This is a genomic window from Skermanella aerolata KACC 11604 (assembly GCF_000936425.1).
GTDB lineage: Bacteria > Pseudomonadota > Alphaproteobacteria > Azospirillales > Azospirillaceae > Skermanella > Skermanella aerolata.
Map to the genome: position 1 here is coordinate 96,249 of NZ_AVFK01000025.1, position 23,114 is coordinate 119,362.

At 65.4% G+C, this 23,114-nt stretch carries 23 protein-coding genes and 1 pseudogene; 20 read left to right on the plus strand and 4 right to left on the minus strand.

All coding sequences use genetic code 11. The features are described from left to right. Positions 1 to 152: 152 nt before the first annotated feature. Positions 153 to 2,438, plus strand: coding sequence for a CheR family methyltransferase (locus N826_RS25280; protein WP_044433330.1), 2,286 nt, complete (start codon positions 153 to 155; stop codon positions 2,436 to 2,438). A 136-nt stretch (positions 2,439 to 2,574) separates the two neighbouring features. Here the strand turns inward: N826_RS25280 and N826_RS25285 are convergent, their stop codons facing one another. Further along, positions 2,575 to 3,606, minus strand: coding sequence for a chemotaxis protein CheB (locus N826_RS25285; protein WP_052832030.1), 1,032 nt, complete (start codon positions 3,604 to 3,606; stop codon positions 2,575 to 2,577). Positions 3,607 to 3,912: 306 nt separating this feature from the next. Between N826_RS25285 and N826_RS43350 the strand changes: the two genes are divergently transcribed. From N826_RS43350 to N826_RS25330, 10 genes and pseudogenes are all read left to right on the plus strand, one after another. Next, the gene (locus tag N826_RS43350; protein ID WP_147040429.1) at positions 3,913 to 4,251 is read left to right on the plus strand and encodes a hypothetical protein; all 339 of its coding nucleotides are present in this window, start codon (positions 3,913 to 3,915) and stop codon (positions 4,249 to 4,251) included. 125 nt (positions 4,252 to 4,376) lie between these two features. After that, a complete protein-coding gene (locus N826_RS25290) occupies positions 4,377 to 4,568 on the plus strand; it encodes a hypothetical protein (RefSeq protein ID WP_044433261.1) in 192 nt (63 codons plus the stop codon). A 41-nt stretch (positions 4,569 to 4,609) separates the two neighbouring features. Then, positions 4,610 to 4,825 carry a hypothetical protein gene (locus N826_RS25295; protein WP_044433263.1) on the plus strand — a complete coding sequence of 72 codons (216 nt, stop codon included), beginning with the start codon at positions 4,610 to 4,612 and terminating at the stop codon, positions 4,823 to 4,825. Between the two features lie 12 nt (positions 4,826 to 4,837). Next, positions 4,838 to 5,101, plus strand: a pseudogene (locus tag N826_RS25300) (histidine kinase dimerization/phosphoacceptor domain -containing protein); the annotation flags it as partial. Between the two features lie 71 nt (positions 5,102 to 5,172). After that, entirely contained in the window at positions 5,173 to 6,378 is a 1,206-nt protein-coding gene (locus N826_RS25305; protein ID WP_044433267.1) for a multidrug effflux MFS transporter, read from the plus strand. Next, the gene (locus N826_RS25310) at positions 6,375 to 7,100 is read left to right on the plus strand and encodes a M48 family metallopeptidase (protein WP_052832032.1); all 726 of its coding nucleotides are present in this window, start codon (positions 6,375 to 6,377) and stop codon (positions 7,098 to 7,100) included. The genes N826_RS25305 and N826_RS25310 overlap by 4 nt, the downstream gene beginning before the upstream one ends. 88 nt (positions 7,101 to 7,188) lie before the next feature. Then, on the plus strand, positions 7,189 to 7,740 hold the full coding sequence (locus N826_RS25315; protein ID WP_044433271.1) for an ankyrin repeat domain-containing protein: 552 nt from the start codon (positions 7,189 to 7,191) through the stop codon (positions 7,738 to 7,740). Positions 7,741 to 7,778: 38 nt separating this feature from the next. Next, positions 7,779 to 8,786 carry a cobalamin biosynthesis protein CobD/CbiB gene (locus N826_RS25320; protein ID WP_044433273.1) on the plus strand — a complete coding sequence of 336 codons (1,008 nt, stop codon included), beginning with the start codon at positions 7,779 to 7,781 and terminating at the stop codon, positions 8,784 to 8,786. Positions 8,787 to 9,013: 227 nt separating this feature from the next. Then, entirely contained in the window at positions 9,014 to 9,646 is a 633-nt protein-coding gene (gene plsY / locus N826_RS25325; protein WP_044433274.1) for a glycerol-3-phosphate 1-O-acyltransferase PlsY, read from the plus strand. A 73-nt stretch (positions 9,647 to 9,719) separates the two neighbouring features. Further along, positions 9,720 to 10,544: a universal stress protein gene (locus N826_RS25330; protein WP_044433276.1), complete on the plus strand. Its 825-nt coding sequence runs from the start codon at positions 9,720 to 9,722 to the stop codon at positions 10,542 to 10,544. 200 nt (positions 10,545 to 10,744) lie between these two features. Here N826_RS25330 and N826_RS25335 read toward each other — a convergent pair whose 3' ends face one another. After that, positions 10,745 to 12,235, minus strand: coding sequence for a sodium:proton antiporter (locus N826_RS25335; protein WP_052832034.1), 1,491 nt, complete (start codon positions 12,233 to 12,235; stop codon positions 10,745 to 10,747). A gap of 230 nt (positions 12,236 to 12,465) precedes the next feature. Here N826_RS25335 and N826_RS45420 point away from each other — a divergent pair, with 230 nt between their 5' ends. The 9 genes from N826_RS45420 to N826_RS25380 all read left to right on the plus strand — a co-directional run bounded on the left by N826_RS45420 (position 12,466) and on the right by N826_RS25380 (position 22,142). Then, positions 12,466 to 13,221, plus strand: a complete 756-nt coding sequence (locus tag N826_RS45420) for an SRPBCC family protein (protein ID WP_084721177.1) — start codon at positions 12,466 to 12,468, stop codon at positions 13,219 to 13,221. 191 nt (positions 13,222 to 13,412) lie between these two features. Beyond that, positions 13,413 to 13,907: a (2Fe-2S)-binding protein gene (locus N826_RS25345; RefSeq protein WP_044433278.1), complete on the plus strand. Its 495-nt coding sequence runs from the start codon at positions 13,413 to 13,415 to the stop codon at positions 13,905 to 13,907. Between the two features lie 16 nt (positions 13,908 to 13,923). Next, the gene (locus N826_RS25350) at positions 13,924 to 16,338 is read left to right on the plus strand and encodes a xanthine dehydrogenase family protein molybdopterin-binding subunit (RefSeq protein ID WP_044433280.1); all 2,415 of its coding nucleotides are present in this window, start codon (positions 13,924 to 13,926) and stop codon (positions 16,336 to 16,338) included. Between the two features lie 22 nt (positions 16,339 to 16,360). Further along, positions 16,361 to 17,158, plus strand: a complete 798-nt coding sequence (locus N826_RS25355; protein WP_044433282.1) for an FAD binding domain-containing protein — start codon at positions 16,361 to 16,363, stop codon at positions 17,156 to 17,158. Between the two features lie 133 nt (positions 17,159 to 17,291). Next, positions 17,292 to 18,215, plus strand: a complete 924-nt coding sequence (locus N826_RS25360) for an AAA family ATPase (RefSeq protein ID WP_044433283.1) — start codon at positions 17,292 to 17,294, stop codon at positions 18,213 to 18,215. A gap of 7 nt (positions 18,216 to 18,222) precedes the next feature. Next, positions 18,223 to 19,485 carry a vWA domain-containing protein gene (locus N826_RS25365; protein ID WP_044433285.1) on the plus strand — a complete coding sequence of 421 codons (1,263 nt, stop codon included), beginning with the start codon at positions 18,223 to 18,225 and terminating at the stop codon, positions 19,483 to 19,485. After that, positions 19,482 to 19,802 carry an XdhC family protein gene (locus N826_RS25370; protein WP_044433287.1) on the plus strand — a complete coding sequence of 107 codons (321 nt, stop codon included), beginning with the start codon at positions 19,482 to 19,484 and terminating at the stop codon, positions 19,800 to 19,802. Before N826_RS25365 ends, N826_RS25370 begins: the two co-directional genes overlap by 4 nt. Further along, on the plus strand, positions 19,799 to 20,515 hold the full coding sequence (locus tag N826_RS25375) for an XdhC family protein (protein ID WP_044433289.1): 717 nt from the start codon (positions 19,799 to 19,801) through the stop codon (positions 20,513 to 20,515). The genes N826_RS25370 and N826_RS25375 overlap by 4 nt, the downstream gene beginning before the upstream one ends. A gap of 4 nt (positions 20,516 to 20,519) precedes the next feature. Then, positions 20,520 to 22,142, plus strand: a complete 1,623-nt coding sequence (locus tag N826_RS25380) for an NTP transferase domain-containing protein (protein ID WP_044433291.1) — start codon at positions 20,520 to 20,522, stop codon at positions 22,140 to 22,142. 112 nt (positions 22,143 to 22,254) lie between these two features. On the opposite strand, the gene N826_RS25385 is transcribed toward N826_RS25380, so the two are convergent. Then, positions 22,255 to 22,869, minus strand: a complete 615-nt coding sequence (locus N826_RS25385) for a histidine phosphatase family protein (protein WP_044433292.1) — start codon at positions 22,867 to 22,869, stop codon at positions 22,255 to 22,257. Next, positions 22,857 to 23,114, minus strand: a 258-nt coding sequence (locus tag N826_RS25390) for an adenosylcobinamide-GDP ribazoletransferase (protein ID WP_044433294.1), incomplete at its 5' end; no start/stop codon positions are given. The genes N826_RS25390 and N826_RS25385, both read right to left, overlap by 13 nt.

The window sequence follows — 23,114 nt, forward strand, 5'->3', positions numbered from 1 at the left end:
GAATATCGTTACGGTGGAAGAACAATCCGGAATTGCAGCGTTTTCTTGGCGCCACGACGGGAGCCGTCGGCGGCCCTTTTTCGCAACCCTCTTCTTTCGTGCGGAGAACCGCCTGCGCTACACTCCTGCCCTTGCGCCGTAAAGAGGCCACGATGGCAGACGAAAGAGTATCGGATCCCGAACTGGAGGATCTGATCCAGCACCTTCAGCAGACCCACAAGCTCGATTTCCGGGGTTATAAGCGGACCAGCCTGCGGCGGCGCATCCGGCAGCGGATGGAGGAGGTCGGCTGCGCGGACTTCGCGACCTACCGTGCCTATGTGGACGCCAATGCGCAGGAATTCTCCGACCTGCTCAACACGGTGCTGATCAACGTCACGTCCTTTTTCCGCGATACCGACCCATGGACGGTACTGAGCCGGGATATCATCCCGCAGATCGTCGAGCGCAAGAAGGAAGGCCAGCCGATCCGGATCTGGAGCGTCGGCTGCGCCTCGGGGCAGGAGCCCTATTCCGCCGCGATGCTGTTCGCCGAAGCGATGGGAGTCGAGTGGTTCTGCAACAACGTCAAGGTCTATGCCAACGACCTTGACGAGTCGGCGCTGCGCGCGGCGCGGAGCGCCACGTATACGGCGCGCGAAGTCGACGGTGTTCCGCCCGATCTGCTCGCCAAATACTTCGAGCATGTCAACAGCCACTACGTCTTCCATCGCGACTTGCGGAAATGCGTCATCTTCGGCCGTCACAACATCGTCAACGACGCGCCGATTTCCCGGATCGACCTGCTGATCTGCCGCAACCTCCTGATCTACCTGGACTCACCGACCCAGAACACCGTGCTGCCCAGGCTCCACTACGCGCTCAACCCCGGCGGCATCCTGTTCCTCGGCAAGGCCGAGACCCAGCTTGCCCGGTCCAAGCAGTTCGAACAGGTCGATCTCAAGAGCCGGCTGTTCCGCAAGGTTCCGCTGGAATGGCAGCGCAGCCGGGGCGGCACGCTGAGCGCCTCGCCCAGCGTCACCATGAACCACAGGAACAGCCAGACGCGCCTGCTGGAGGCCATTGTGGACGGCAGTGCCACCGCCTACATCGCGGTGGGGCTGGATGGTCAGGTCATGCTTGCCAACGCCATGGCGCGGCGGCTGCTGGAAGTCGGGCCAACGGATATCGGCAAGCCGTTCCATGAACTGCCGGTTTCATACCGTCCGGCCGAACTGCGCAGCCGGATCGAGGAGGTCCAGGCGACCAGCCGGGCGCTCCGCCTGGAGAACCAGAGCTACCACCGTCCGCCGGCCGAGTCGATCTGGCTGACCATCGACATCACGCCGATCCATGGCGACGACGGCAAGCTTCTGGCGACGCTGCTGGGTTTCAACAACACCACGCGCGCCCATCAGCTTCAGACCGAACTGGAAACGACGCAGGAAACGCTGGAGACGACCGTCGAGGAACTCCAGTCGGCGAACGAGGAACTGGAGACGACCAACGAGGAGCTTCAATCGACCAACGAAGAGCTGGAGACGACCAACGAGGAGCTTCAGTCGACCAACGAAGAGCTGGAGACGACCAACGAGGAACTTCGCTCGACCAACGAGCAGCTCGAATCCATGAACGACGAGATGCGGCGCCAGTCGGACGAGGCGACCGAGTACCGTTCCTATGCCGAGGCAGTGCTGCGCAGCATGGATACCGGCGTCATCGTGCTCGATCACGAGATGAAGGTGCGGTCGTGGAACCGCTGGAGCGAGAACACCTGGGGGCTGCGGAGCGAGGAGGTGCTGGGACAGCGGCTGTCCAGCGTCGATATCGGCCTGCCGGTGCTCAGGCTGACCGCCAATATCCAGCGCGTGCTCAACGGCGAAGAACGGCAGATCTTCATCGAGTTCAGGGCGCTCGACCGGCGGGGACGTATGCTGGATTTCCGGGTGCTCCTGCTGCCGCTGCTGTACGGATCGCAGGATGCCCGGGGCATCGTGCTGATCATGGAGGACATGACCGATCTGCGCCGATCGGAGGCCTTCAGCGCCTATCTCGGCCGCATCGTCGCCGGCCTGATGAACGAGGTCTACTTCCTGGATCCCGAGACGCTCCGCTTCAAGGAGGTCAACGCGGGCGCACAGCGGAAGCTTGGAATGAACATGGACCGGATCAGGGAAACCACGCTGATGGACTTCATGCCGCTGGTGCCGGAAGAGGACCTGCGGGCCTTCCTGACCCCGCTGATGGACGGCAAGAAGCAGGAAGTGGTGTTCGAGACGGTCCTTGGCGTCAAGGCCGACTACTCCTACCCGGCCGAGATCTGCATGCAGTACCTGAAGCACGAAGACCCGCCGATCATCGTGGCGATCGTGCATGACACGACCGACAGGAGCCAACTCGGCAAGGTCCCCCGGGAGATGCCGGAAGAAAGCGAAGACGAGGCGCGTAGCGCGGACTGACATCCGGGAGCCGGAGAGATCGGCTGGGCTGGACCGTGCTTGTTGAGCCACGGCCCAACCTACAGGCTCCTGCTTCGTAAGTTGGGCCGTGGCCCAACATTTGCCGGCCGCCGGTCGAACTCTTCGGCTCGTGGTGTCAATCCGGCAGGGACGCTTCGCCGCTGGACGGCCCATGCTTCGTCAGGATGGTCCGCAACAGGTCGACGTGCCCCTGCGCCTCGGTCATGGCTTCCGACCACTTGGCGGCGGTATGCGGCTTGCCCTGAGTTTCGGCGCTTTCCTTCATCCTGGTGAACAGCTTGATGCGTTCGTTGTGGGTGCGGAGCGCCATCCACAGGGCATGCTCGAATGTCTCGCCCTGGGCTTCGACCAGGGTGGCGGGGCTGTAGGCGTGTCCGACATGGCAGCGGAACCGCAGCAGCGGACCGTCATGGACCTCCATCAAGGCGCCGCCGCAGTCCGGGCAGGTCAGCATCGATGGCTTTGCCGAGAGGGAGTTGCCGCTGTGTTCCTCGATCATCGCTATCATCTCCTGCTCGGCGATATGCGCTTCCAGTTCGATTTCCTCAGGAATTGGGACGGACGGTCCCGTACCTTGCCGGCTCAGACGCGCGACCAGGGAGGAGAGCTGGTCCATGGGCAGGCAGAAGTCGACGGTGACCTTCCGCATCGCATGGCGCGGCATGTCCGGCCATGCCGCGTCGTCGGGGTCCTGAACGACGGCGACGCCGCCGCAGCGCTTGACCGCCAGCAACCCGGCAGTCCCATCGTCGAGCGTTCCGGTCAGCACCATGCCGACCACGCGCGGCCCGTACGACACCGCCGCCGAGCGGAACAGCGGATCCGCCGCCGGGCGGGTCCTGTTCTCCTTGGGCCCGCGGCGGACCAGCAGGTGGCCGGGTTTGACCAGCATGTGGTGATCCGGCGGAGCCACGTAGACATGGCCGGCGCGGATCTCCTCTCCTTCCTGCGGGCTGCTTACCGGAAGCGCCGAGACGCGGGCGAGGATGGCAGGCAGCATGCTGCGCGACGCCGGGCTGATGTGCTGAACGATGAAGATGCTGGCCTTCAGGTCTCCGGGTAGGCCCTTGCATAGGGTCTGGAGCGCTGTCACGCCTCCAGCCGATGCGGCGACCACGAAGATATCCTGCATGTTGGCGTGCTGCATGGTATCCAATCTTTTCGCCCAGGGGCGCGCGTCCGTTCAGGTTCCTGTCCAGAGTGAACATCGGGCAAACCGATTAGTCCCATTGCCGCACCGCAAGCCGCACAGGCGGGAACCTTGGCGCTGTTTCGGCGGTTGCTACCTGACCATTGCCTGCAAAGCATTCCGGACGCCGAGGTTCCGGTTTTGCGCGGCCGATGCATCTGCCTCGCTCCGACGTCTTGTCGGCCTTTACCGACGGCGGCGCGGTCAGTACGCCGAAGCCGCAACAGGTGAACCGATCTACGGCGGGACGGAGAGCAGGTCGCTTTGTCACAGAAGTTCGAACTCAGCCAACCCATTACACCGACCTGCCCGAACTGCGGCGGTTCCATGCGGGAAACGGCTGAGGGTTCCCCGCAATCCCATGCCTGCAAATTCGGCCATGGTTTCAACGTCGCCGATATGGATCCCAGCGAGTTGGAGCGAATGTGGAATGCCGTCGCGATCGCGTTTCGTACGCTGAACGAACGTGCGGAACTGTGCCGCCGCATGGCCAAGGTGTCGAAAGCCGGCGGACAAGTCTATTCCTCTGAAAGATGGGAAAAATCGTGGCGTGAAGCGGAATACAGGGCCGGCGTTTTGCGCAGATTTCTTGATAAGAGTTGAATATGTGAATAATAAGATGTTATAGTCAAATATATTGATCTAATTATTATGCCATGAATTATCTAAACCATGTTTCGGAGTGTCGTTCGCTTATGAGTAATTCTCAACAACACCCTGAGCGACTGATGGAGCTTGATAGCCGATTGGTTGCGAGCGAGCAGGAGTACGAACAGCTTCGGACGGCGTTTGAGGATGCCGAGCAGTCGATCGGCAATCTGACGGCCGAGAATGCTCATTTACAAAATCACTCGACACGACTGTCCAGTGAGAACGCCCGTTTGCGTCACCTTCTTGCGCTGAACGGCCCGATCTCCTGAAATCGGCCCTGAGCGAAGGCCGGTCGCCGCAGCCGGTATCCGTGCTGGAAGAAGAGGTCTCGCTGCTCAATGAGGAATCGCAGGTCTCGATCGAGGAATTGCAGGTGATCGCCGAGGAGGTGGAAGCGTCGAATGCCGCCCTTCTCGAGGCCAACATCCATCTCGAACAACAGGTGGCGGAACGGACGGCCAGCCTGCCCAAGGCCCTGGCCGAGCGCGACGCCCTGATCCAGCGCAAGGAGCTGCTGATCTGCTAGGTCGATCACCGCGTCAAGAACAGCCTCCAGATGGCGCTGAGCCTGCTGCGCATTCCGGCGGACAAGCAGGCCGACAGCCGGATCCGCCAGGTCCTTCAGACAGCTGGCATGAGGATCCAGGCGATCGACCAGGTCCACAGCCTGCTGTATGCCCACAACAATGCCGAGTCCGTACGCTTCGACGATTACCTGGAGGAGATCTGTACCTTCCTGGGGACGACCTTCGACATCGGCCGTCAGACCGGCGCGCGCTTCACGCTGACGCTGCCGAAATAACCACTACGGCCGGATCGGGAAAGGTCCGGCGGGGTTTGGCAAAACCGGCATCCGCCCCTATAACGTCCCCCATGTCGAAATTCAGTCCTTCCGCCATGACGCCGCTGGTGGCCGCCATCACCGCGCTCGGCGCACTTACCATGTCCATGTATACGCCTTCCATGCCGGCCATCGCCGATGCCCTGGGGGCGGAACCGGGCATGGTACAGGCGACGCTGAGCATCTATCTGATCGGCTTCGCGGTCGGTCAGCTGTTCTATGGTCCGCTGTCCGACCGCTTCGGACGCCGCCCGGTGCTGATGCTGGGGCTTGTCGTCTTCATCGCCGGGACGGCGGCGTGCGGGCTGGCGCAAAGCATCGAGTCGCTGATCGCCGCCCGGCTGGTCCAGGCGCTGGGCGCCGCCGCCGGCGCCACGCTGGGGCGGGCCATGGTGCGCGACCTCTACGCCCGCGATCAGGCGGCCCGCGTGCTCTCGGTCATCGGGATGTCGCTCTCGGTGGCGCCGGCGGTCGGGCCGGTGATCGGCGGCTATCTTCAGATATTGTTCGACTGGCACGCCATCTTCGCCGCACTCGGCGCCGCCGGGCTGGCGCTGCTGCTGACGATCGCGTTCTTCATGCCGGAAACCAACCGCGCGCCCGATCCCAAGGCGCTGGTGCCCGGGCGGATCGTCTCCAGCTTCGCCGAACTGGTGCGGAACCCGGCCTATATCGGCTACATGGCGGTGGGCGCCGTCTCGCTCGGGGGGCTGTTCACCTTCCACGCCGCGGCTCCCTTCGTCCTGATGGGACTGGCGGGGCTGACGCCGGAGCAGTACGGCTGGTCGATGAGCATCACGGTCGCGGCCTATCTGGCCGGCGGCGTGATCGCGAACCGGCTGGTCGGCCGGCTCGGGCTGGACCGCCTGATCTTCGCCAGCGCCTTCCTGCTGCTGTCCGGATCGTCGCTGATGCTGGCGCTCAGCCTCGTCCATATCGTCACGGTCGCCAGCGTATTGGGGCCGATGGCGCTGTGGACGATGGGCATCGGCATCTCGCTGCCCAACTCGATGGCGGGCGCGCTGAGCCCTTTTCCGCGCATCGCCGGATCGGCTTCCGCCCTGATGGGCTTCATGCAGATGGGTGTGGGAGCGGTCGGCAGCATCGCGGTGGCGCGGCTGCATGACGGGACGGTGACGCCGCCCGCTTCCGCCTTGCTGTGCTTCGCCGTGGTGGGGTACGGGTTGTGGTGGCGGCTGGTCTGGTGTCGCCGCAAGCGTCCGGAGGCCGGCGAATGAACATGATCGGGAAACCCGCCGCCGCCCGGCCGCCGCGTCCGCTGGCGGTCGCCGGACTGCCGCACGACGCGCTGGAACTGCGCGAGAGCGTCCGGGCCAGCCGGCTGACGTTGCGGGTCGATCCCGGCCGCGACGTCATCCAGGTCGTGGTGCCGGTAGGCGTCAGTGAGACGGAGGCGGCGCGTTTCGTCACCCGCCATGCCGAGTGGATCAGGACGCGGCTGGACGCGATGCCGCCGCGCATGCCGTTCGCCGTCGGCGCCGTGGTGCCGGTGCTGGGGGTCGACCATGTGATTCGGCACGCCGCCGGTTTCCGGGGAGCGGCGCACCGCTCGTCCGGGGAGATCCGGGTCGGCGGCGAGCCGGAATTCGTCGCCCGCCGGGTGCGCGACTGCCTGATAAGTGAGTCCCGCGACGAACTGGCGCGGCGGGCGCGGATCAAGGCCGCCACCATCGGCAAGAAGGTCGCCGCCGTCACCGTGCGCGACACCCGCAGCCGCTGGGGAAGCTGCGCTTCGAGCGGACGGCTGTCCTTTTCGTGGAGGCTGATCCTGACGCCGGAACCGGTGTTCGACTACGTCGTCGCCCACGAGGTCGCCCATCTGCGGGAAATGAACCACAGCGCCCGATTCTGGGCGCTGGTCGCCACGCTGACGCCCGAGGTGGAGGCGCCCCGCGCCTGGCTTCGGGCCAACGGCGCCCGGCTGCTCCGGTTCGGATGAGCCGGTTCGGATGAAGTGGCATTCCGCCGGCGCTTGCCTGTAAACTCGGCGCGTCGAAGCCTACCCGTTGTGTTTGGAAGATGATGCGATGAAGAAGATACTGGTCCTGTGCCTGCTGGCGCTTGTCGCGGCCGCTCCCGCCCATGCGCAGACCAAGCTGTTCCAGGCGACGCCGATGATCAAGGCGGCGACCGAGAACAACTTCGAGGACATGCGCTCGCTGCTGCTCAAGGGTTCCAGCGCCAATACGACCGACGCCAACGGCAAGACTGCCCTGATGTATGCGGCGAATGCCGGCAACGCCGACATGGTGCAACTGCTGCTGGAGAACAAGGGCAACCCCAACCAGCCGGACAAGAACGGCAACGCACCGCTGTTCTGGGCGGCGGGACAGAGTGATCCGGCCATCGTCGACCTGCTGCTGAAGGCGGGCGCCAAGATCGACTACGAGAACCGGCAGGGATTGACGCCGCTGATGGAAGCCGCGCGCGCCGGCAACCTGGAGGTCGTCCAGCGGCTGATAAAGGCTGGCGCGCAGGTCAACCGGCTCGACTTCACCGGGCGCAGCGCCCTTGCCTGGGCGCAGGACGGCCGCAATCCGCGCGTGACGTCGGCGATCCGGCAGGCGGGAGGCGAGTAGGACCCGGCGCCTGAAGACCGAGGCCGCGGCCCGATCCCATGCCGTTCTTCCCGCCGCTGCCCGTACCGGGCGCCCCCGACCTTCTTCTGCTCCTGCTGGCGGCCATGGTCTTCGACGCCGTGGCGGGCGACCTGTCCGCGCTGGAGCGTGTGATCGGACTGCCGCGCCGGACCGTCCTGGCCGCTGCCGGCTGGTGCGACCGACGGCTGAACCGCCTGAACCGAAGCGCTTCCGCCCGCGCCGTCCGAGGTTTCATCGTGACGGCCGTGTTCGCCGCGGGCGCCGTCCTGGCGGGGCTGGCGCTTACAATCGTCGTGCGCTGGGTGCCGGACGGACACCTCACATACGGGTGGCTTCCCTATGGCCGGCTGATCGAGGTGCTGGTCGTCGCCGGAGCGCTCGGGCTGCGCCGGCCCTGGAACCTGCTGCGGGCCACTGCCGGCGCCCTGGAGTGGCAGGGACTTACGGCGGGGCGCGAGGCGGTGCGGCCGCTGACCGGGCGGCATGTCTACAGCCTGGACGACCATGGCGTCGTCCGCGTCGCGATAGAGGGCGCCGCCGAGGCCCTGGAGCGCCGGGTCGTGGCGCCGGCGCTGTGGTACGCGCTGCTGGGCCTGCCGGGACTGATGCTCTGGACGGCATCGGACGGTCTGGCCCATGCCATCGGCGGCGGCCCCCGGCACGACCGGTTCGGCCGGGCGGCTGCCATCCTTCATCGGCTGCTGGGCTATGGTCCGGCGCGCCTGACGGCGCTTCTCGTGGTGCTGGCCAGTCCCTTCGTCCCGAACGCCCGCCCGGTCGAGGCGGCGCGCACCGCATTCGGCGCGGGTCCTCCCCCGGTCGCCGCTTTCGCCGGCGCCCTCGGCCTGTCGCTCGGCGGACCCAGGCGGGAGGGAGAGGTGCTGATCCGCGACGCCTGGATCGGCGAAGGCCGGGCACGCGCCGTCCCCGCCGACCTCCGCCGCGCCATGGCCGTCTACGCCGTCGCCTGCCTGCTGCTGACGGCTATCGTGGCGCTGGCAGCGATAGTGCCTCGGTACGTTTGAGCCTAATCAAATCCGATCAAGACAGTTGCGCTACGCGGCTGATGTGTTTTCAGCCGTCAATTTCTCCAGCTCCTTGTTCGAAAACACTTGCTTGTCGCGTACTGCGCCGTTTCAAGCCAGCTATCACGGATAGGGACATGTTACCTGCATTTCAGATGTCAGCCGATTGCAGTACGCGCGGCTGATGCTTATAGTCCGGCCCTCTCGATCCACCGGAAATCCACCGCATGCCCGATCCGATAAGCTGGGAGCTTTCCTGGCCCTACCTGCTCAGCGCCGCGCTTGGCGGTTATCTGCTGGGGTCGATCCCGTTCGGCCTCGTCCTGTCCAGGCTCGCCGGCTACGGCGACATCCGCAAGATCGGGTCCGGCAATATCGGCGCGACCAATGTCTTGCGGACCGGCAACAAGCTGCTGGCGGCATTGACGCTGATCCTGGACAGCGGCAAGGGTGCCTTCGCCGTTCTGATCGCCCAGCAATTCGGCTCGGATGCCGCCGTGCTGGCGGGGGCCGGGTCGATGCTGGGGCATACGTTTCCCATATGGCTGGGGTTCAAGGGCGGCAAGGGGGTGGCGACCGCGCTGGGCGTGCTGCTGGCGATTTCATGGCCGGTCGGGTTGATCGCCTGCGCCACATGGCTGCTGGTCGCGGCGGTGCTCCGCTATTCGTCGCTGTCGGCGCTGGTGGCGCTGGGGATCTCGCCGGCGATAGGCTGGTATTTCGCGGGACCGCAGGTGGCGCAGCTCTGCGCCTTCATCGCTGTACTGGTGTTCATCCGCCACCATGCCAACATTCGGCGCCTCTTGCGGGGGGAGGAGCCTAAGATCGGATCGAAGAAGAAGGCCGAGCCGGCAACCTGAGTTGCCAGCGGGACGCCCCGGCCCTATCGTAGCGAAAATACCGTCGCAAAGATGCAATGGGGAGTGCGCCGCCATGCCGATCAAATCGATCCTGCTCCACATGGCCAACGACGAGCACCATGCCGAACGCCTCCGGCGCGGCATCGAATTGGCGACGCGGTTCGACGCTTATCTCGAAATCCTCTACATCGCGACGCCGGTCAGCATGCCGGCCGGAATCACCGGGCGCGGCGCCTCGTACGCCTATCTGGCTGAGGCGACGGCCATCGCCCATGAGAAGGCGGAGGAAGTCGAGCACGAGGTTCGCTCCAACTGCGCCGGCCTGACTTATTCCTTCACCATCGAGGAAGGCGACCACGTCGAGCTGCTGGCGAGGAGGACCCCCTTCGTTGATCTGGCAGTGGTCAGCCAGTCGCATCCGGCTCACCTGGAAGACCGCGTCCGGCTCCAGATCCCCGACCAGCTTCCGATGCAATCGGCCTGCCCGACCATCGTGCTGCCATGGGAGCGCCGCATCCAGAACTCCGGCCACCATACGTTGATCGCCTGGAAGAACACGCGCGAGGCCGGTCGGGCGGTCCGCGACGCGATCCCGTTCCTCGGCGACGCGGCAGCCGTTACCGTCCTGAGCATCGAGCGGCCGGGCTCTCCCGATCCGACCGGCGAGCAAATCTGCGATTTCCTGTCGAAGCATGGTGTAAATGTCGAGTTGCGGACGAACATCAACGACAACGACGCCAGCGTCGGCGAAATCATCCTGGACGTGGGCCGCGAACTGGATTGCGACTCATTGGTGATGGGCGCCTATGGTCACTCCCGGCTGAGGGAGCTGATCATCGGCGGCGTCACGCGCTACATCCTTGGCCACATGGACCTGCCGGTCCTGATGTCGCACTGATCCCAACGGCATTGAAGATTGACCGATCTGGAGCGTTGGATGTCGGGCTGAAGAGGCCCGACCTACGCCAGCGTGCTCTTGCCCGCGCTTGGTTTTGTAGGTCGGGCCTCTTCAGCCCGACATCTTTGCCGGAACTCACCGATCAATTTTAAAGGCCGCTGGTGTGATCCGGACGGCCAAATTCCGCTACGGAAGACCCGCTACAGGAAGAACACCAGCGTCGTCAGGACGAACAGCGGCACCAGGATCAGCCCCGACCATGCCATGTAGCCGAAGAAGCTGGGCATCTGGATGCCGCGCTCCTCGGCGATGGCCTTCACCATGAAGTTCGGCGCATTGCCGATATAGGTGTTGGCGCCCATGAACACGGCGCCGGCAGAAATCGCCAGCAGGGTCGTCGGCAGGTCATGCATCAGATGCTGGGGATCTCCCCCCGCCGTGTTGAAGAACACGAGGTATGTCGGCGCGTTGTCCAGGAAGCTGGACAGCACCCCGGTCGCCCAGAAATACATGTAGTTGATCGGCTGGCCGTCCGGTGTCGTCACGGCGGATACCACGCCGCTCAAGGCGCCCGAAGTACCGGCGCGAAGGATCGCGATAGCCGGGATGATCGTCAGGAAGATGCCGGCGAACAGCTTGGCGACCTCCAGTATGGGGAACCAGCTGAAGGCGTTGAGCTTGCGGCTCTCGTTGTCGGTCAGCTTCAGGGACAGCAGGGAGATACCAATCAGCAGGACGTCGCGGGCGATGTTCTGGATCTCCACCGGCACGTGATAGATCTCGATGCTGATGCCGGGCTTCCAGATGCCGCTCAGCAGCACGGCGCCGACCACGCCGACCAGAAGCAGAATGTTGATGCCGCCTTCGATGCCGATCTTCTCGGGCTTCTTCCTGGGAGCCGGCTTCTTGCGGGCTGGCTCGCGGGCGTAGAAGTAGCTGTCCATGGCGAAGAAGATCGCCAGCAGGAGCACCGAGATCATCGCCATCGGCAGCAGCATGTGCTGCGCCGTCCAGAAGAAATCGACGCCCTTCAGGAAGCCCAGGAACAGCGGCGGATCGCCCAGCGGCGTCAGCGAACCGCCGATATTGGCGACCAGGAAGATGAAGAAGACGACGACATGGACCTTGTGCCGGCGGTCGTCGTTGGCCTTCAGCAGCGGACGGATCAGCAGCATGGCCGCCCCGGTGGTGCCCATCCAACTGGCGATCACGGTTCCCAGAAGCAGCAAACCGGTATTGACCGCCGGCGTGCCCCGCAGGCTGCCGGTCATCCGAACGCCGCCCGCCACGGTGAAGAGGGCCAGCAGCAGGATGATGAAGGGAATGTATTCCAGGAGGACGGTATGCAGCACCTCGTACAGGGCGAGGTCGAAGCCGAACCGCAGAGCGAAGGGAACCAGGAACGAGAGCGCCCAGAACGCCGATATCTTGCCGAAATGATGATGCCAGATGTTGGGAGCCAGCAGCGGAAAGAGCGCTATCGACAGCAGGATTCCGGCGAACGGCACGACCCAGAACAACTCCAGCTCAGCACCGTCGAGATGCGGCGCCGCCCCGTGACCAACCGCTTCGGCCGCCCAGGCGGCGCTGGGGCCGAGCAGGAAAAACAGACTCGCGGCGAGAACCGTCAGGATCACGAGTGTTGCGTGCGTGGCGTGGCGGTGAATCCAGGACGCCTTGTTATTCTTCATTTCTGGCAATTTTCGACAAGCCCTTGGAATGGACGGCGAGTATGCCGCCTGTCTTGGGTTAGGCCAAGCTGAAAGCCACAGGCCGGCGGTCGTCGGGTGGTCGAAGTATTTGCCCTATAAGACCTGGCTATGCAACGCCGCTTGTCGGTTCCTACCCCTCGCATTAGGGTCACGACACGAAGTCCGCTCCGGCGGATATGGCAGTTCAGCGCGATACGAGGAACGACAACATGGAAATGACCGGAGAATACAGAATCTCCGCCCCCCGTTCGCGGGTTTGGGAGGCGCTCAACGACCCGGAGATCCTGAAGCAGTGCATCCCCGGCTGCGAGGAAATCCAGAAACAGTCCGACACCGAGATGACGGCCAAGGTCGTCGCCAAGGTCGGCCCGGTGAAGGCGAAGTTCGCCGGTAAGGTTACCCTCAGCGACATCGATCCGCCCAACGGCTACACCATCAGCGGCGAAGGTAGCGGCGGGGCCGCCGGATTCGGCAAGGGCGGAGCCAAGGTCAGTCTGGTCGACGACGGCGCTGATACGGTGCTGTCCTATACCGCCAGCGCCCAGGTCGGCGGCAAGCTTGCCCAGATCGGCTCCCGCCTGATCGACGGCACGGCGCGCAAGATGGCCGACGACTTCTTCGCGAAGTTTACCCAGGTCGTGGGCCAGCCGGTCGAGACCGCTGCACCCGAACCCGGTGTAATCTCGGCATCCGGTGCGATGGAAGCGCCTGAACCGGCGCTTCAGCCAGCATCCCCGCCAGCACCCCAGCCGTCCCCCGCGGCTTCGGCGGAAGCACCTGCGCGCGAGGCTCCCGTGTTCCTGAGTTCGGAGACCGCGGCCGCCCCGCCGCCGACTCCCTCGGCCGGCCCGACCGTCGGCCCCACTCCTCCGGCCGGCACGGAGCAGAGCAAAGGGCTACAACCCATGGTTTGGATACCGCTGATCATCGTGGTAGTGGGGATACTGCTGTGGTCGTTCACCTGAAATCAGCTTTGATGCGGTGCAGCATCTTGATTCAAGTGAAGTTCTTATGGATGCCGCCGGGATGGCTTGACCTGTCCGGGCGGCTCTCTTAGCCTATATCAGACAAATGTTGTCGGTTGCACAAGGCGGCGGAACAAGCTGCCATCCGGCAAACGGCAGGAACATCGAGCCGGCGAAAAGGGGAGAGAACGATGACATCCGTTTCCTTGAAGGTTAACGGCAAGTCCGTAACGCGCGAGGTCGAGGGACGCACCCTTCTGGTGCAATTGCTCCGAGATCACCTTGGCCTGACGGGCACCCATGTCGGCTGCGACACCAGCCAGTGCGGCGCCTGCGTCGTCCATGTCGACGGCGAGTCGATCAAGAGCTGCACCATGTTGGCGGTCCAGGCCAACGGCCTGGAAGTCACCACGATCGAAGGCCTTGCGGCGGCTGACGGCACGCTCCACCCGATGCAGGCGGCCTTCCGCGAGCATCACGGCCTGCAATGCGGCTACTGCACGCCCGGCATGGTCATGAGCGCCGTCGATCTCGCCAAGAGCCACGAGCACCTGGACGAGAAGACCGTCCGTGAAGGGCTGGAAGGCAATATCTGCCGCTGCACCGGCTATCACAATATCGTCAAGGCCGTCCTGGCGGGGGCCGAAGCCATGCGATCCCAGCCCGCCCAAGCCGCAGCCGAATGACGGGAGCGCAGACATCATGTCGAACTCTCCCGCGAATGCCCCGGTAAACGCCACGGGCATCGGCGCCTCCGTCAAGCGACGCGAGGATTTCCGGTTCCTGACCGGCCAGGGCACCTATACGGACGACATTAACCGCCCCAACCAGACCCACGCCTACATCCTGCGCTCGCCCTATGCCCATGCCCGGATCAACGGCATCGACACGGCGGCGGCCCTGGAAGCGCCAGGCGTCGTCGCCGTTTTTACCGGCAAGGACATCGCGGCGGACAAGGTCAACGGGCTGCCCTGCGGCTGGCTGATCCATTCCAAAGACGGCAGTCCGATGGTCGAGCCGCCGCACCCGCCGCTGGTGCTCGACAAGGTCGTCCATGTCGGCGATCAGGTCGCCGTCATCATCGCCGAGACGTGCGAGCAGGCCAAGGACGCGGCCGAGCTGGTCATGGTCGACTATGACGAGCTGCCCGCCGTCACCACCAGTCCCGAAGCCCTTAAGGACGGCGCGCCGCTGGTCCACGATCAGGCGACCGGCAACCTGTGCTACGACTGGCACCTGGGCGACAAGGCCGCGACCGACGCGGCCTTCGCCAAGGCGGCCCATGTCACCAAGCTGGACCTGATCAACAACCGGCTGGTTCCCAACGCGATGGAGCCGCGTGCCGCGATCGGCGAGTTCGACCGCGCCACGGGCGACTACACGCTGTGGACGACCAGCCAGAATCCGCACGTCATCCGACTGCTGATGGGCGCCTTCGTGCTCGGCATCCCCGAACACAAGCTCCGCGTCATCGCCCCGGATGTCGGCGGCGGCTTCGGCTCCAAGATCTACCACTACGCCGAGGAAGCGATCGTCACCTGGGCGTCGCGGAAGATCGGCCGCCCGATCAAATGGGTGGCGGAACGGTCCGAGAGCTTCGTGTCCGACGCCCACGGCCGCGACCACGTCACCCACGCCGAACTGGCGCTGGATGCCGACGGCAAGTTCCTGGGCCTTCGGGTCCAGACACTCGCCAACATGGGCGCTTATCTGTCCACCTTCGCGCCGTCGATCCCGACCTACCTCTACGCCACGTTGCTGGCCGGACAGTACACAACTCCGGCGATCTACGCCGAGGTCAAGGCGGTCTTCACCCACACCGTCCCGGTCGATGCTTATCGGGGCGCCGGGCGGCCTGAAGCTTGCTACCTGATCGAGCGCATCGTCGAGAACGCGGCGCGCGAGCTTGGCATCGACAAGACGGAGCTACGCCGTCGCAACTTCATCCCGCCGTCCGCCATGCCCTACGATACGCCGGTGGCGCTCCAGTACGATTGCGGGATGTTCGAGAAGTGCCTGGATCAGGCGTTGAACCTGATCGATTACAAGGGCTTCCCGGCCCGCAAGGCGGAAGCGAAGGCGCGCGGCAAGCTGCGCGGCATCGGCCTCGCCAGCTACATCGAAGCCTGCGGCATCGCCCCCAGCAATGTCGCGGGAGCGCTGGGCGCCCGCGCCGGGCTCTACGAGTCGGGCGAGGTCCGCTTCCACCCGACCGGCTCCGTGACGGTGTTCACGGGATCGCACAGCCACGGCCAAAGCCACGAGACGACCTTCGCCCAGCTCGTTTCCGACCGTTTCGGCATCCCGATCGAGAACGTCGAGATCGTCCACGGCGACACCTCCAAGGTGCCGTTCGGCATGGGCACCTACGGTTCCCGGTCGCTTGCCGTCGGCGGCTCGGCCATCTCCAAGGCGATGGACAAGGTGGTCAACAAGGCGAAGAAGATCGCGGCCCACATGCTCGAGGCGGCCGAGACCGACATCGTCTTCGAGCAGGGCAAGTTCACCGTGGCGGGCACCGACCGCAGCTTGACCATCGGCGACGTGGCGCTGTCGGCCTATGTGCCGCACAACTTCCCGCTCGACGAGCTGGAGCCGGGGCTGGACGAGCAGGCCTTCTACGACCCCAAGAACTTCACCTATCCCAATGGCACCCAGATCGCCGAGGTCGAGATCGACCCGGAGACCGGGGTGGTGCGGATCGAGAAGTTCGTGGCGGTCGACGACTTCGGACGGGTGATCAACCCGATGGTGGTCGAAGGTCAGGTCCATGGCGGCATCGTCCAGGGCATCGGACAGGCGCTGATGGAAAACTGTGTCTATGATCCGCAGACCGGCCAGCTTCTGACCGGCTCGTACATGGACTACTGCATGCCCAGGGCCGACGACGTGCCGAGCTTCATCGTGCAGTACCACGAGGAAGCGCCGTGCACGCACAACCCGCTGGGCGTCAAGGGCTGCGGCGAAGCCGGAGCCATCGGCGGCAGCGCCACCGTGATGAACGCCGTCGTGGACGCGCTGGCGGACCTTGGCATCAAGCACCTCGACATGCCGGCGACGCCGCTGCGCGTGTGGCGGGCGATCCAGGACGCATCCGTGCCGCTGGCGGCGGAATAAGGGACGGGGAGGAAAGAACGACATGTACGCATTCGAATATCATCGCCCGACTTCGCTGAGCGAAGTGACCGGACTGGTTTCCGGCAAGGAAGACGCCAAGATCATCGCCGGCGGCCAGACATTGATCCCGACGCTGAAACAGCGTCTGGCCCAGCCGTCAGACGTGATCGACCTGGGCGCCGTGGCGGAACTTCACGGCATCCGCGAGGAAGGCGGCGGTCTGGTGATCGGCGCCACCACCAAGCATGCCGAAGTAGCCGGCAGCGACATCGTGCGGCGGCTGATCCCCGAACTTGCGGAACTGGCCAACGGCATCGGCGACGCACAGGTCCGCAACCGGGGCACGCTGGGCGGCTCGATCTGCAACAACGATCCGTCCGCCGACTATCCGGCGGCGCTGGTCGGCCTGAACGCCACCGTCCACACCAACAAGCGGACGATCCCGGCGGAGGAGTTCTTCACCGGCATGTTCGAGACGGCACTGGAGCTGGACGAGATCGTGACGGCGGTAGCCTTCCCCAAGCCGGGTCGCGTCGGCTACGCCAAGTTCCCCAATCCCGCCAGCCGCTATGCCACGGTCGGCGTACTGGTGGCCGAGGTGGACGGGGCCGTCCGGGTGGCAGTGACGGGCGCCGGGCCTGTCGTGTTCCGCTGGCCGGAGGCGGAGCAGGCGCTGTCGTCCAACTTCAGTGCGGCGGCGCTCAACGGCCTTACCGTCGATGCAGACGGGCTGAACGCCGACATCCATGCTAGCGCCGAGTATCGCGCCAACCTCGTTGCCGTCATGGCTAAGCGCGCGGTCGTCCGGGCCGCTGGCTGATCCATTGCCGGCTGATCCATTAGTGGTGCGTTGAAGTCGTTGGGCCACGGTCCAACCTACGAGTCTTCCGTAGGTTGGACCGTGGCCCAACGCGACTCTTCCCGAGATTTCCCAATCATTGCCTGCCGAGACCATGACAAAGCCCCTGCCTGCCTCCGTCGATGAGACATTGGACCTGCTCGCACGCGGCGACTACGTCGCCGAAAGGTCTCTGGCGACCGCACTCTTCCTGTCGCTCAAGCTGAACCGACCACTTTTCCTGGAGGGTGAGGCCGGGGTCGGCAAGACCGAGATCGCCAAGGTCCTGAGCAACACGCTTGGGCGGCGGCTCGTCCGGCTTCAGTGCTACGAAGGGCTGGACGTCTCGTCCGCCGTCTATGAGTGGAACTACGCCCGGCAGATGATCGAGATCCGGCTTGCGGAGGCAACCGGCGACCGGAGCCGCGAGAGCCTTGGCGGCGATATCTTCTCACCGGAGTTCCTGATAAAGCGCCCGCTGCTTCAGGCGCTCGAATCCAGCATCGAAGGCCCGCCGGTCCTGTTGATCGACGAGTTGGACCGGACCGACGAACCGTTCGAAGCCTACCTGCTTGAAGTTCTCTCCGACTTCCAGATCACGATTCCGGAACTCGGCACGATCAAGGCGGAGCAGCCGCCGATGGTCATCATCACGTCCAACCGCACGCGCGAGATTCACGACGCGCTGAAGCGGCGCTGCTTCTACCACTGGGTCGATTATCCCAACGCCGCGCGCGAGCTGGAGATCCTGCGGGTGAAGGCGCCCGGCGTGCCGGAGCGGCTGTCGCAGCAGGTCGTCGGATTCGTCCAGAAGCTGCGCAGCATGGACCTGTTCAAGCTGCCGGGAGTAGCGGAGACGCTGGATTGGGCACAGGCGTTGACCCAGCTCGACCGGCTGGAACTGGACCCCGAAACGATCAACGACACCCTCGGCACCTTGCTGAAGTACCAGGACGACATCGCCCGTATTCAGGGAAGCGAGGCGAACCGCATCCTGACCCAGGTCAAGGCCGAGCTGTCCCTCACCCGCCCCCTCTGATACCGGCATGGTCCAGGACACCCGAGACATCCAGATCGACGGCGGCCGGCTGTCGGCCAACATAATGCATTTCGCCCGCTGCCTGCGCGTCGCCGGCATGCCGATCGGGCCGGGCAAGGTGTTGCAGGCGCTGGAAGCGGTCGAGGCCGTCGGCATCGGCAACCGCCGCGACTTCTACTGGACGCTTCACGCCGTCTTCGTCAACCGGCGCGACCAGCGCGAACTGTTCGATCAGGCGTTCCATGTCTTCTGGCGCAATCCCGACATCCTGAAGCGGATGATGGCCCTGCTGCTGCCGTCGCTGAAGGCCGATTTGAAGCAGGAAGGACCGGAGCTGTCGCGCCGGCTGGCCGAAGCGCTTCAGCCCAACAAGCCGAAGCCGGGAGAGGGTGAGGGCGAACAGCCGGACCAGGAGATCGAAATCGACGCGACGCTGACTTGGTCGGACCGCGAACTGATCCAGTCGATGGACTTCGAGAAGATGTCGGCGGCCGAGATCGCGATGGCGAAGTCGGCAATCAAGCGGATGTCGCTGCCGATCATGACGGTGCCGACGCGCCGCTTCGAGCTGAGCCATCTGGGCCGGCGGGCCGACCTGCGGGCGACGATGCGGAAGACGCTCCGATCGGGCGGCGACGTGATCGATCTAGCGACCAAGCGGCGGCGGGAGCGGCATCCGCCGCTGGTGGTGCTGTGCGACATTTCAGGCTCGATGAGCCGCTATTCCCGCATGCTGCTGCACTTCATGCATGCCGTCACCAACGACCGCGACCGCGTCCACACCTTCCTGTTCGGCACGCGGCTGACCAACGTCACGCGCTATCTGCGCTACAAGGACATCGACGTCGCCCTGGAAAAGGTCTCCGGCGCCGTCCAGGACTGGTCGGGCGGGACAAGGATCGGGACCAGCCTGCACGATTTCAACCGGATCTGGTCGCGCCGCGTGCTGGGCCAGGGCGCTGTCGTGATCCTGATCACCGATGGACTGGACCGCGACGCGGGCGAGGGCCTAGGCGAGGAGATCGAGCGGCTGCACAAGAGCTGCCGGCGTCTGATCTGGCTCAATCCCCTCTTGCGCTATGAAGGGTTCGAGCCGAAATCCAGTGGTATCCGGGCAATCATGCCCCATGTCGATGATTTCCGACCGGTTCACAATCTGGCCAGTCTGGCCGATCTGGCGAAGGTGCTCGACCATGTCGGGCCGCGTCGCCATGGCGGCATGGCGCGCTGGATGGCGATGGTGGGGCCAGCGGAGGGTGCGAAGCAGTGACTTACCAGAACGACATCGTGGAACAGGCGGCAGCCCTGAAGGCCGCAGGTAAGCGCGTGGCGCTGGCAACAGTGGTCTCGACCTGGGGCTCGTCGCCCCGGCCGATCGGCAGCCAGCTCGTGGTGGACGACACCGGCGCCATGCAGGGTTCCGTCTCGGGCGGCTGCATCGAGGGCGCCGTGGTCCACGAAGCCATGAAGGTCATGGAAGACGGCGAGCCGCGCCTGCTGAGCTTCGGCGTCACCGACGATCAGGCGTGGGAGGTCGGTTTGGCCTGCGGCGGCAAGGTGCAGGTCTATGTCGAGGCGGTGGAATGAAAAACGACCTTCTCCAGCGTCTCGTCAAAGCGCGCGCGGAAAAGCGGCCGGTGGCGCTGGTCACCGACCTTGGCTCCGGCTTGCAGACGCTGGTCCACGACGATGTGGACCATGGCGGCTTCGGGCTGGACGACGATGCAAAGGCTGAGGTGCGCCGATTCCTGCGCGAAGACCGCAGCGGCATCGTGGAGGTCGGCGACAGCCAGCTCTTCATCCACTCGTTCAACCCGCCGCTTCGGATCATTATCGTCGGCGCCGTCCATATCGCGCAGGCGCTGGCACCGATCGCATCGCTGGCGGGGTATGACGTGGTGGTGGTCGATCCCCGCCGCGCCTTCGCGACCGACGATCGCTTCCCCGGCATCACCATGAACGGCGAGTGGCCCGACGATGCCCTGAAGGAGTTGAACATCGACAGCAGGACGGCCGTGGTCACCCTGACCCACGACCCCAAGCTGGACGATCCGGCGCTCCATGTAGCGTTGCGATCGAAGGCATTTTATGTCGGATCGCTGGGCAGCAGGAAGACCCACGGCAAGCGGGTGGACCGGCTACGCGAGGATGGCTTCACCGAATCCGAGATCGGCCGCATCCATGCGCCGGTAGGCCTGTCGATCGGGGCGGTATCCCCCGCCGAGATCGCGCTGTCGATCATGGCTCAGATCACCCACGTCCTGCACCGCGATCCGCCCGACAAAGCGGCGGCGGCCTGATCCCATGCGCTTCGGCCCCGTTGCTCCCGAGGATGCCGTCGGCGCCATCCTGGTGCATTCCATCCGTTTGAAGGGACTGGCCTTCAAGAAAGGCCGTGTCCTCAGCGCCGAGGATGTCGCGACGTTGAGTGCTGCCGGGATCGATCGCGTGACGGCGGCTTGCCTGGACCCCGGCGACGTTGGCGAGGATGCCGCCGCATCGCGCATCGCCAAGGCGGTTGCGGGTCTGGGGCTGACAACCAGCGCCGCCTTCACGGGGCGCGTCAACCTGTTTGCATCGGCGCGCGGGCTCTGCGTGGTCGATGTCGAGCGCTTGAACCGCCTCAACCTGATCGACGAGTCGGCGACCGTCGCGACGCTGCCGGCCTTCGCTCCGGTCGAGCCGAGGCAGATGGTGGCGACCATCAAGATCATCCCTTTCGCGGCGCCCGAAGCCGTCGTAGCGGCGGCGGAGGCCCTGGCTGCCGAAGGCGACGCCTTGATCCGCGTCGCCGAATTCCAGCCGCTCCGGACCGTCCTGATTCAGACGCGGCTGGCCGGCACCAAGGAGTCCGTGCTCGACAAGACCGTTGGCGTAACGCGCGACCGGTTGGTGGCACTCGGCGGCGAGTTGATCGGCGAGGTGCGGGTAGACCACACTGAAGGCGCGGTCGCCGACGCCATCGTCTCCGCCTGCGTCTCCAAGCCCGACCTGCTGCTGATAGCGGGCGCTTCGGCCATCACCGACCGGCGCGACGTGCTGCCGGCCGGGATCGAGCGGGCTGGCGGCATGGTCGAGCATTTCGGCATGCCGGTCGATCCCGGCAACCTGCTGCTGCTGGCAAGGCTCGGCGACATGCCGGTACTGGGCCTGCCCGGCTGCGCCCGGTCACCGAAGCTGAACGGCTTCGACTGGGTGCTTCAACGGATCGCGGCCGGCGTGCCGGTGACACGGCGCGACATCATGATGATGGGGGGCGGCGGTCTGCTGACGGAGATCCCAACACGCCCTCTCCCCCGCGCCTCAGCCACGGAAACGGAGCCGGTCATGCTGCGGGCACCACGTATCGCGGCCCTGATCCTGGCGGCGGGACAGTCGCGCCGGATGGGTGCGCTGAACAAGATGATCGCCGAAGTGGACGGCAAGCCGATGGTCGCCCATGCGCTGGCCGCCGTGACCTCATCCCAGGCCGGGCCAGTCGTGGTCGTCACCGGACACGATCCGGACGCGGTGCGCGCGGCACTGGCCGGTCACGAAATCAGATTCGTCCACAATCCGCACTATGCCGACGGTCTCAGCACGTCGCTGCGCGCCGGTCTGGCTGCCCTGCCGGCTGACATCGACGGCGTGTTGGTCTGCCTGGGCGACATGCCGAGGGTGACGCCCGATATGATCGACCGGCTGATCGCCGCCTACAACCCGGTGGAGGGCCGTGGGATCTGCGTGCCCACGGTGGACGGCAAGCGCGGCAACCCGGTGCTCTGGGACAGGCGCTTCTTCGCCGAGATGCAGGACTTGGCCGGCGACGTCGGCGCCCGCCACCTGATCGGCGCTCATGCCGATCAGGTTTGCGAGGTGCCGATGGAAGGCAATGGAGCGCTGCTGGACATCGATACGCCGGAGGCATTGCGGGAACTGGGAACCTGAGATCAACTGCTTATTCAGTGGGTCGGTTGGCACTTCGCTCTACGCGATCTAAAGTTGTATTTTGGGTTGCCTTTTCATAGTCCGGGCATTTTTGTTCCGGCCTCGTCTTCCGTCAGGAACGGTTGACCGTCACGACGCGCCAGACCGCCGGTTCGTTGGGCACGGGGATGTGGTCGATGCGGGTCAGCGACAGCGGGTCGATCTGGAAGGCGAGCGCCTGTGCCGGGGACAGCCCCAGCGCCACGGCGAGGGCGGCGCGGATGGAGCCGCCGTGGCAGACGGCGGCGATGTCGCGTCCCCGGAACTCCGCCGAACGCCTTTCCAGGGCGGGAGCTACCCGCGCCACGACATCGGCGAAGCTTTCGCCGCCGGGCGGCGTGGCGGTCGCGGGGGCTTGCCAGAAAGCCGCGACCTGAGCGTCACCCAGGGCGGACAGCGCGTCGTGGCTAAGACCCTGCCAGTCGCCGAAGCTTTGTTCGAGCAATGCGGGCTCGACCACGCAGTCGCGGTCGCTCCATGGCCCGCCCCACAGGGCCTCGGCGGTCGTCCCGGTCCGCGCCAGCGGCGTCACCATGCGCACGGGATCGGCCGGGAGCAGACTCGCGAGGGCGTCCAGGGCCGTCCGGTCGGAGCAATCGACCGCGATCTCTCCCTGGCCATAGATCAGGCCGTCGGGGTTGATGGCCGGGGCGTGGCGGACCAGCCACCAGCGGGTCACGGGTTCCATGGCAGCATCACCAGGGTCAGCAGGACGGCGATCTCGACGGCTTGCTGGCAGGCACCCAGCACGTCGCCGGTATGGCCGCCGATCTGCCGCAGGGCCAAGCCGCCGACCGCCAGCGCCGCAAGGATCGCCACCGCCGTCACCGGCAGGGCGAAGCCGGCGAGGAGCACGCCGGCGATGCAGCCCCCGAGGACGGCGGCCATCACGACCCGCGTTCCCGGCGGGCCGCCGAGGCCCGCCGCCAGACC

Bases quoted from the DNA above. Each gene is read 5' to 3' on its own strand.
- N826_RS25280 (WP_044433330.1), top strand. From the start codon at position 153: ATGGCAGACGAAAGAGTATCGGATCCCGAACTGGAGGATCTGATCCAG.
- N826_RS25285 (WP_052832030.1), bottom strand. From the start codon at position 3,606: ATGCAGCACGCCAACATGCAGGATATCTTCGTGGTCGCCGCATCGGCT.
- N826_RS25290 (WP_044433261.1), top strand. From the start codon at position 4,377: ATGGAGCTTGATAGCCGATTGGTTGCGAGCGAGCAGGAGTACGAACAG.
- N826_RS25305 (WP_044433267.1), top strand. From the start codon at position 5,173: ATGTCGAAATTCAGTCCTTCCGCCATGACGCCGCTGGTGGCCGCCATC.
- N826_RS25310 (WP_052832032.1), top strand. From the start codon at position 6,375: ATGAACATGATCGGGAAACCCGCCGCCGCCCGGCCGCCGCGTCCGCTG.
- N826_RS25315 (WP_044433271.1), top strand. From the start codon at position 7,189: ATGAAGAAGATACTGGTCCTGTGCCTGCTGGCGCTTGTCGCGGCCGCT.
- N826_RS25320 (WP_044433273.1), top strand. From the start codon at position 7,779: ATGCCGTTCTTCCCGCCGCTGCCCGTACCGGGCGCCCCCGACCTTCTT.
- plsY (WP_044433274.1), top strand. From the start codon at position 9,014: ATGCCCGATCCGATAAGCTGGGAGCTTTCCTGGCCCTACCTGCTCAGC.
- N826_RS25330 (WP_044433276.1), top strand. From the start codon at position 9,720: ATGCCGATCAAATCGATCCTGCTCCACATGGCCAACGACGAGCACCAT.
- N826_RS25335 (WP_052832034.1), bottom strand. From the start codon at position 12,235: ATGAAGAATAACAAGGCGTCCTGGATTCACCGCCACGCCACGCACGCA.
- N826_RS45420 (WP_084721177.1), top strand. From the start codon at position 12,466: ATGGAAATGACCGGAGAATACAGAATCTCCGCCCCCCGTTCGCGGGTT.
- N826_RS25345 (WP_044433278.1), top strand. From the start codon at position 13,413: ATGACATCCGTTTCCTTGAAGGTTAACGGCAAGTCCGTAACGCGCGAG.
- N826_RS25350 (WP_044433280.1), top strand. From the start codon at position 13,924: ATGTCGAACTCTCCCGCGAATGCCCCGGTAAACGCCACGGGCATCGGC.
- N826_RS25355 (WP_044433282.1), top strand. From the start codon at position 16,361: ATGTACGCATTCGAATATCATCGCCCGACTTCGCTGAGCGAAGTGACC.
- N826_RS25360 (WP_044433283.1), top strand. From the start codon at position 17,292: ATGACAAAGCCCCTGCCTGCCTCCGTCGATGAGACATTGGACCTGCTC.
- N826_RS25365 (WP_044433285.1), top strand. From the start codon at position 18,223: ATGGTCCAGGACACCCGAGACATCCAGATCGACGGCGGCCGGCTGTCG.
- N826_RS25375 (WP_044433289.1), top strand. From the start codon at position 19,799: ATGAAAAACGACCTTCTCCAGCGTCTCGTCAAAGCGCGCGCGGAAAAG.
- N826_RS25380 (WP_044433291.1), top strand. From the start codon at position 20,520: ATGCGCTTCGGCCCCGTTGCTCCCGAGGATGCCGTCGGCGCCATCCTG.
- N826_RS25385 (WP_044433292.1), bottom strand. From the start codon at position 22,869: ATGGAACCCGTGACCCGCTGGTGGCTGGTCCGCCACGCCCCGGCCATC.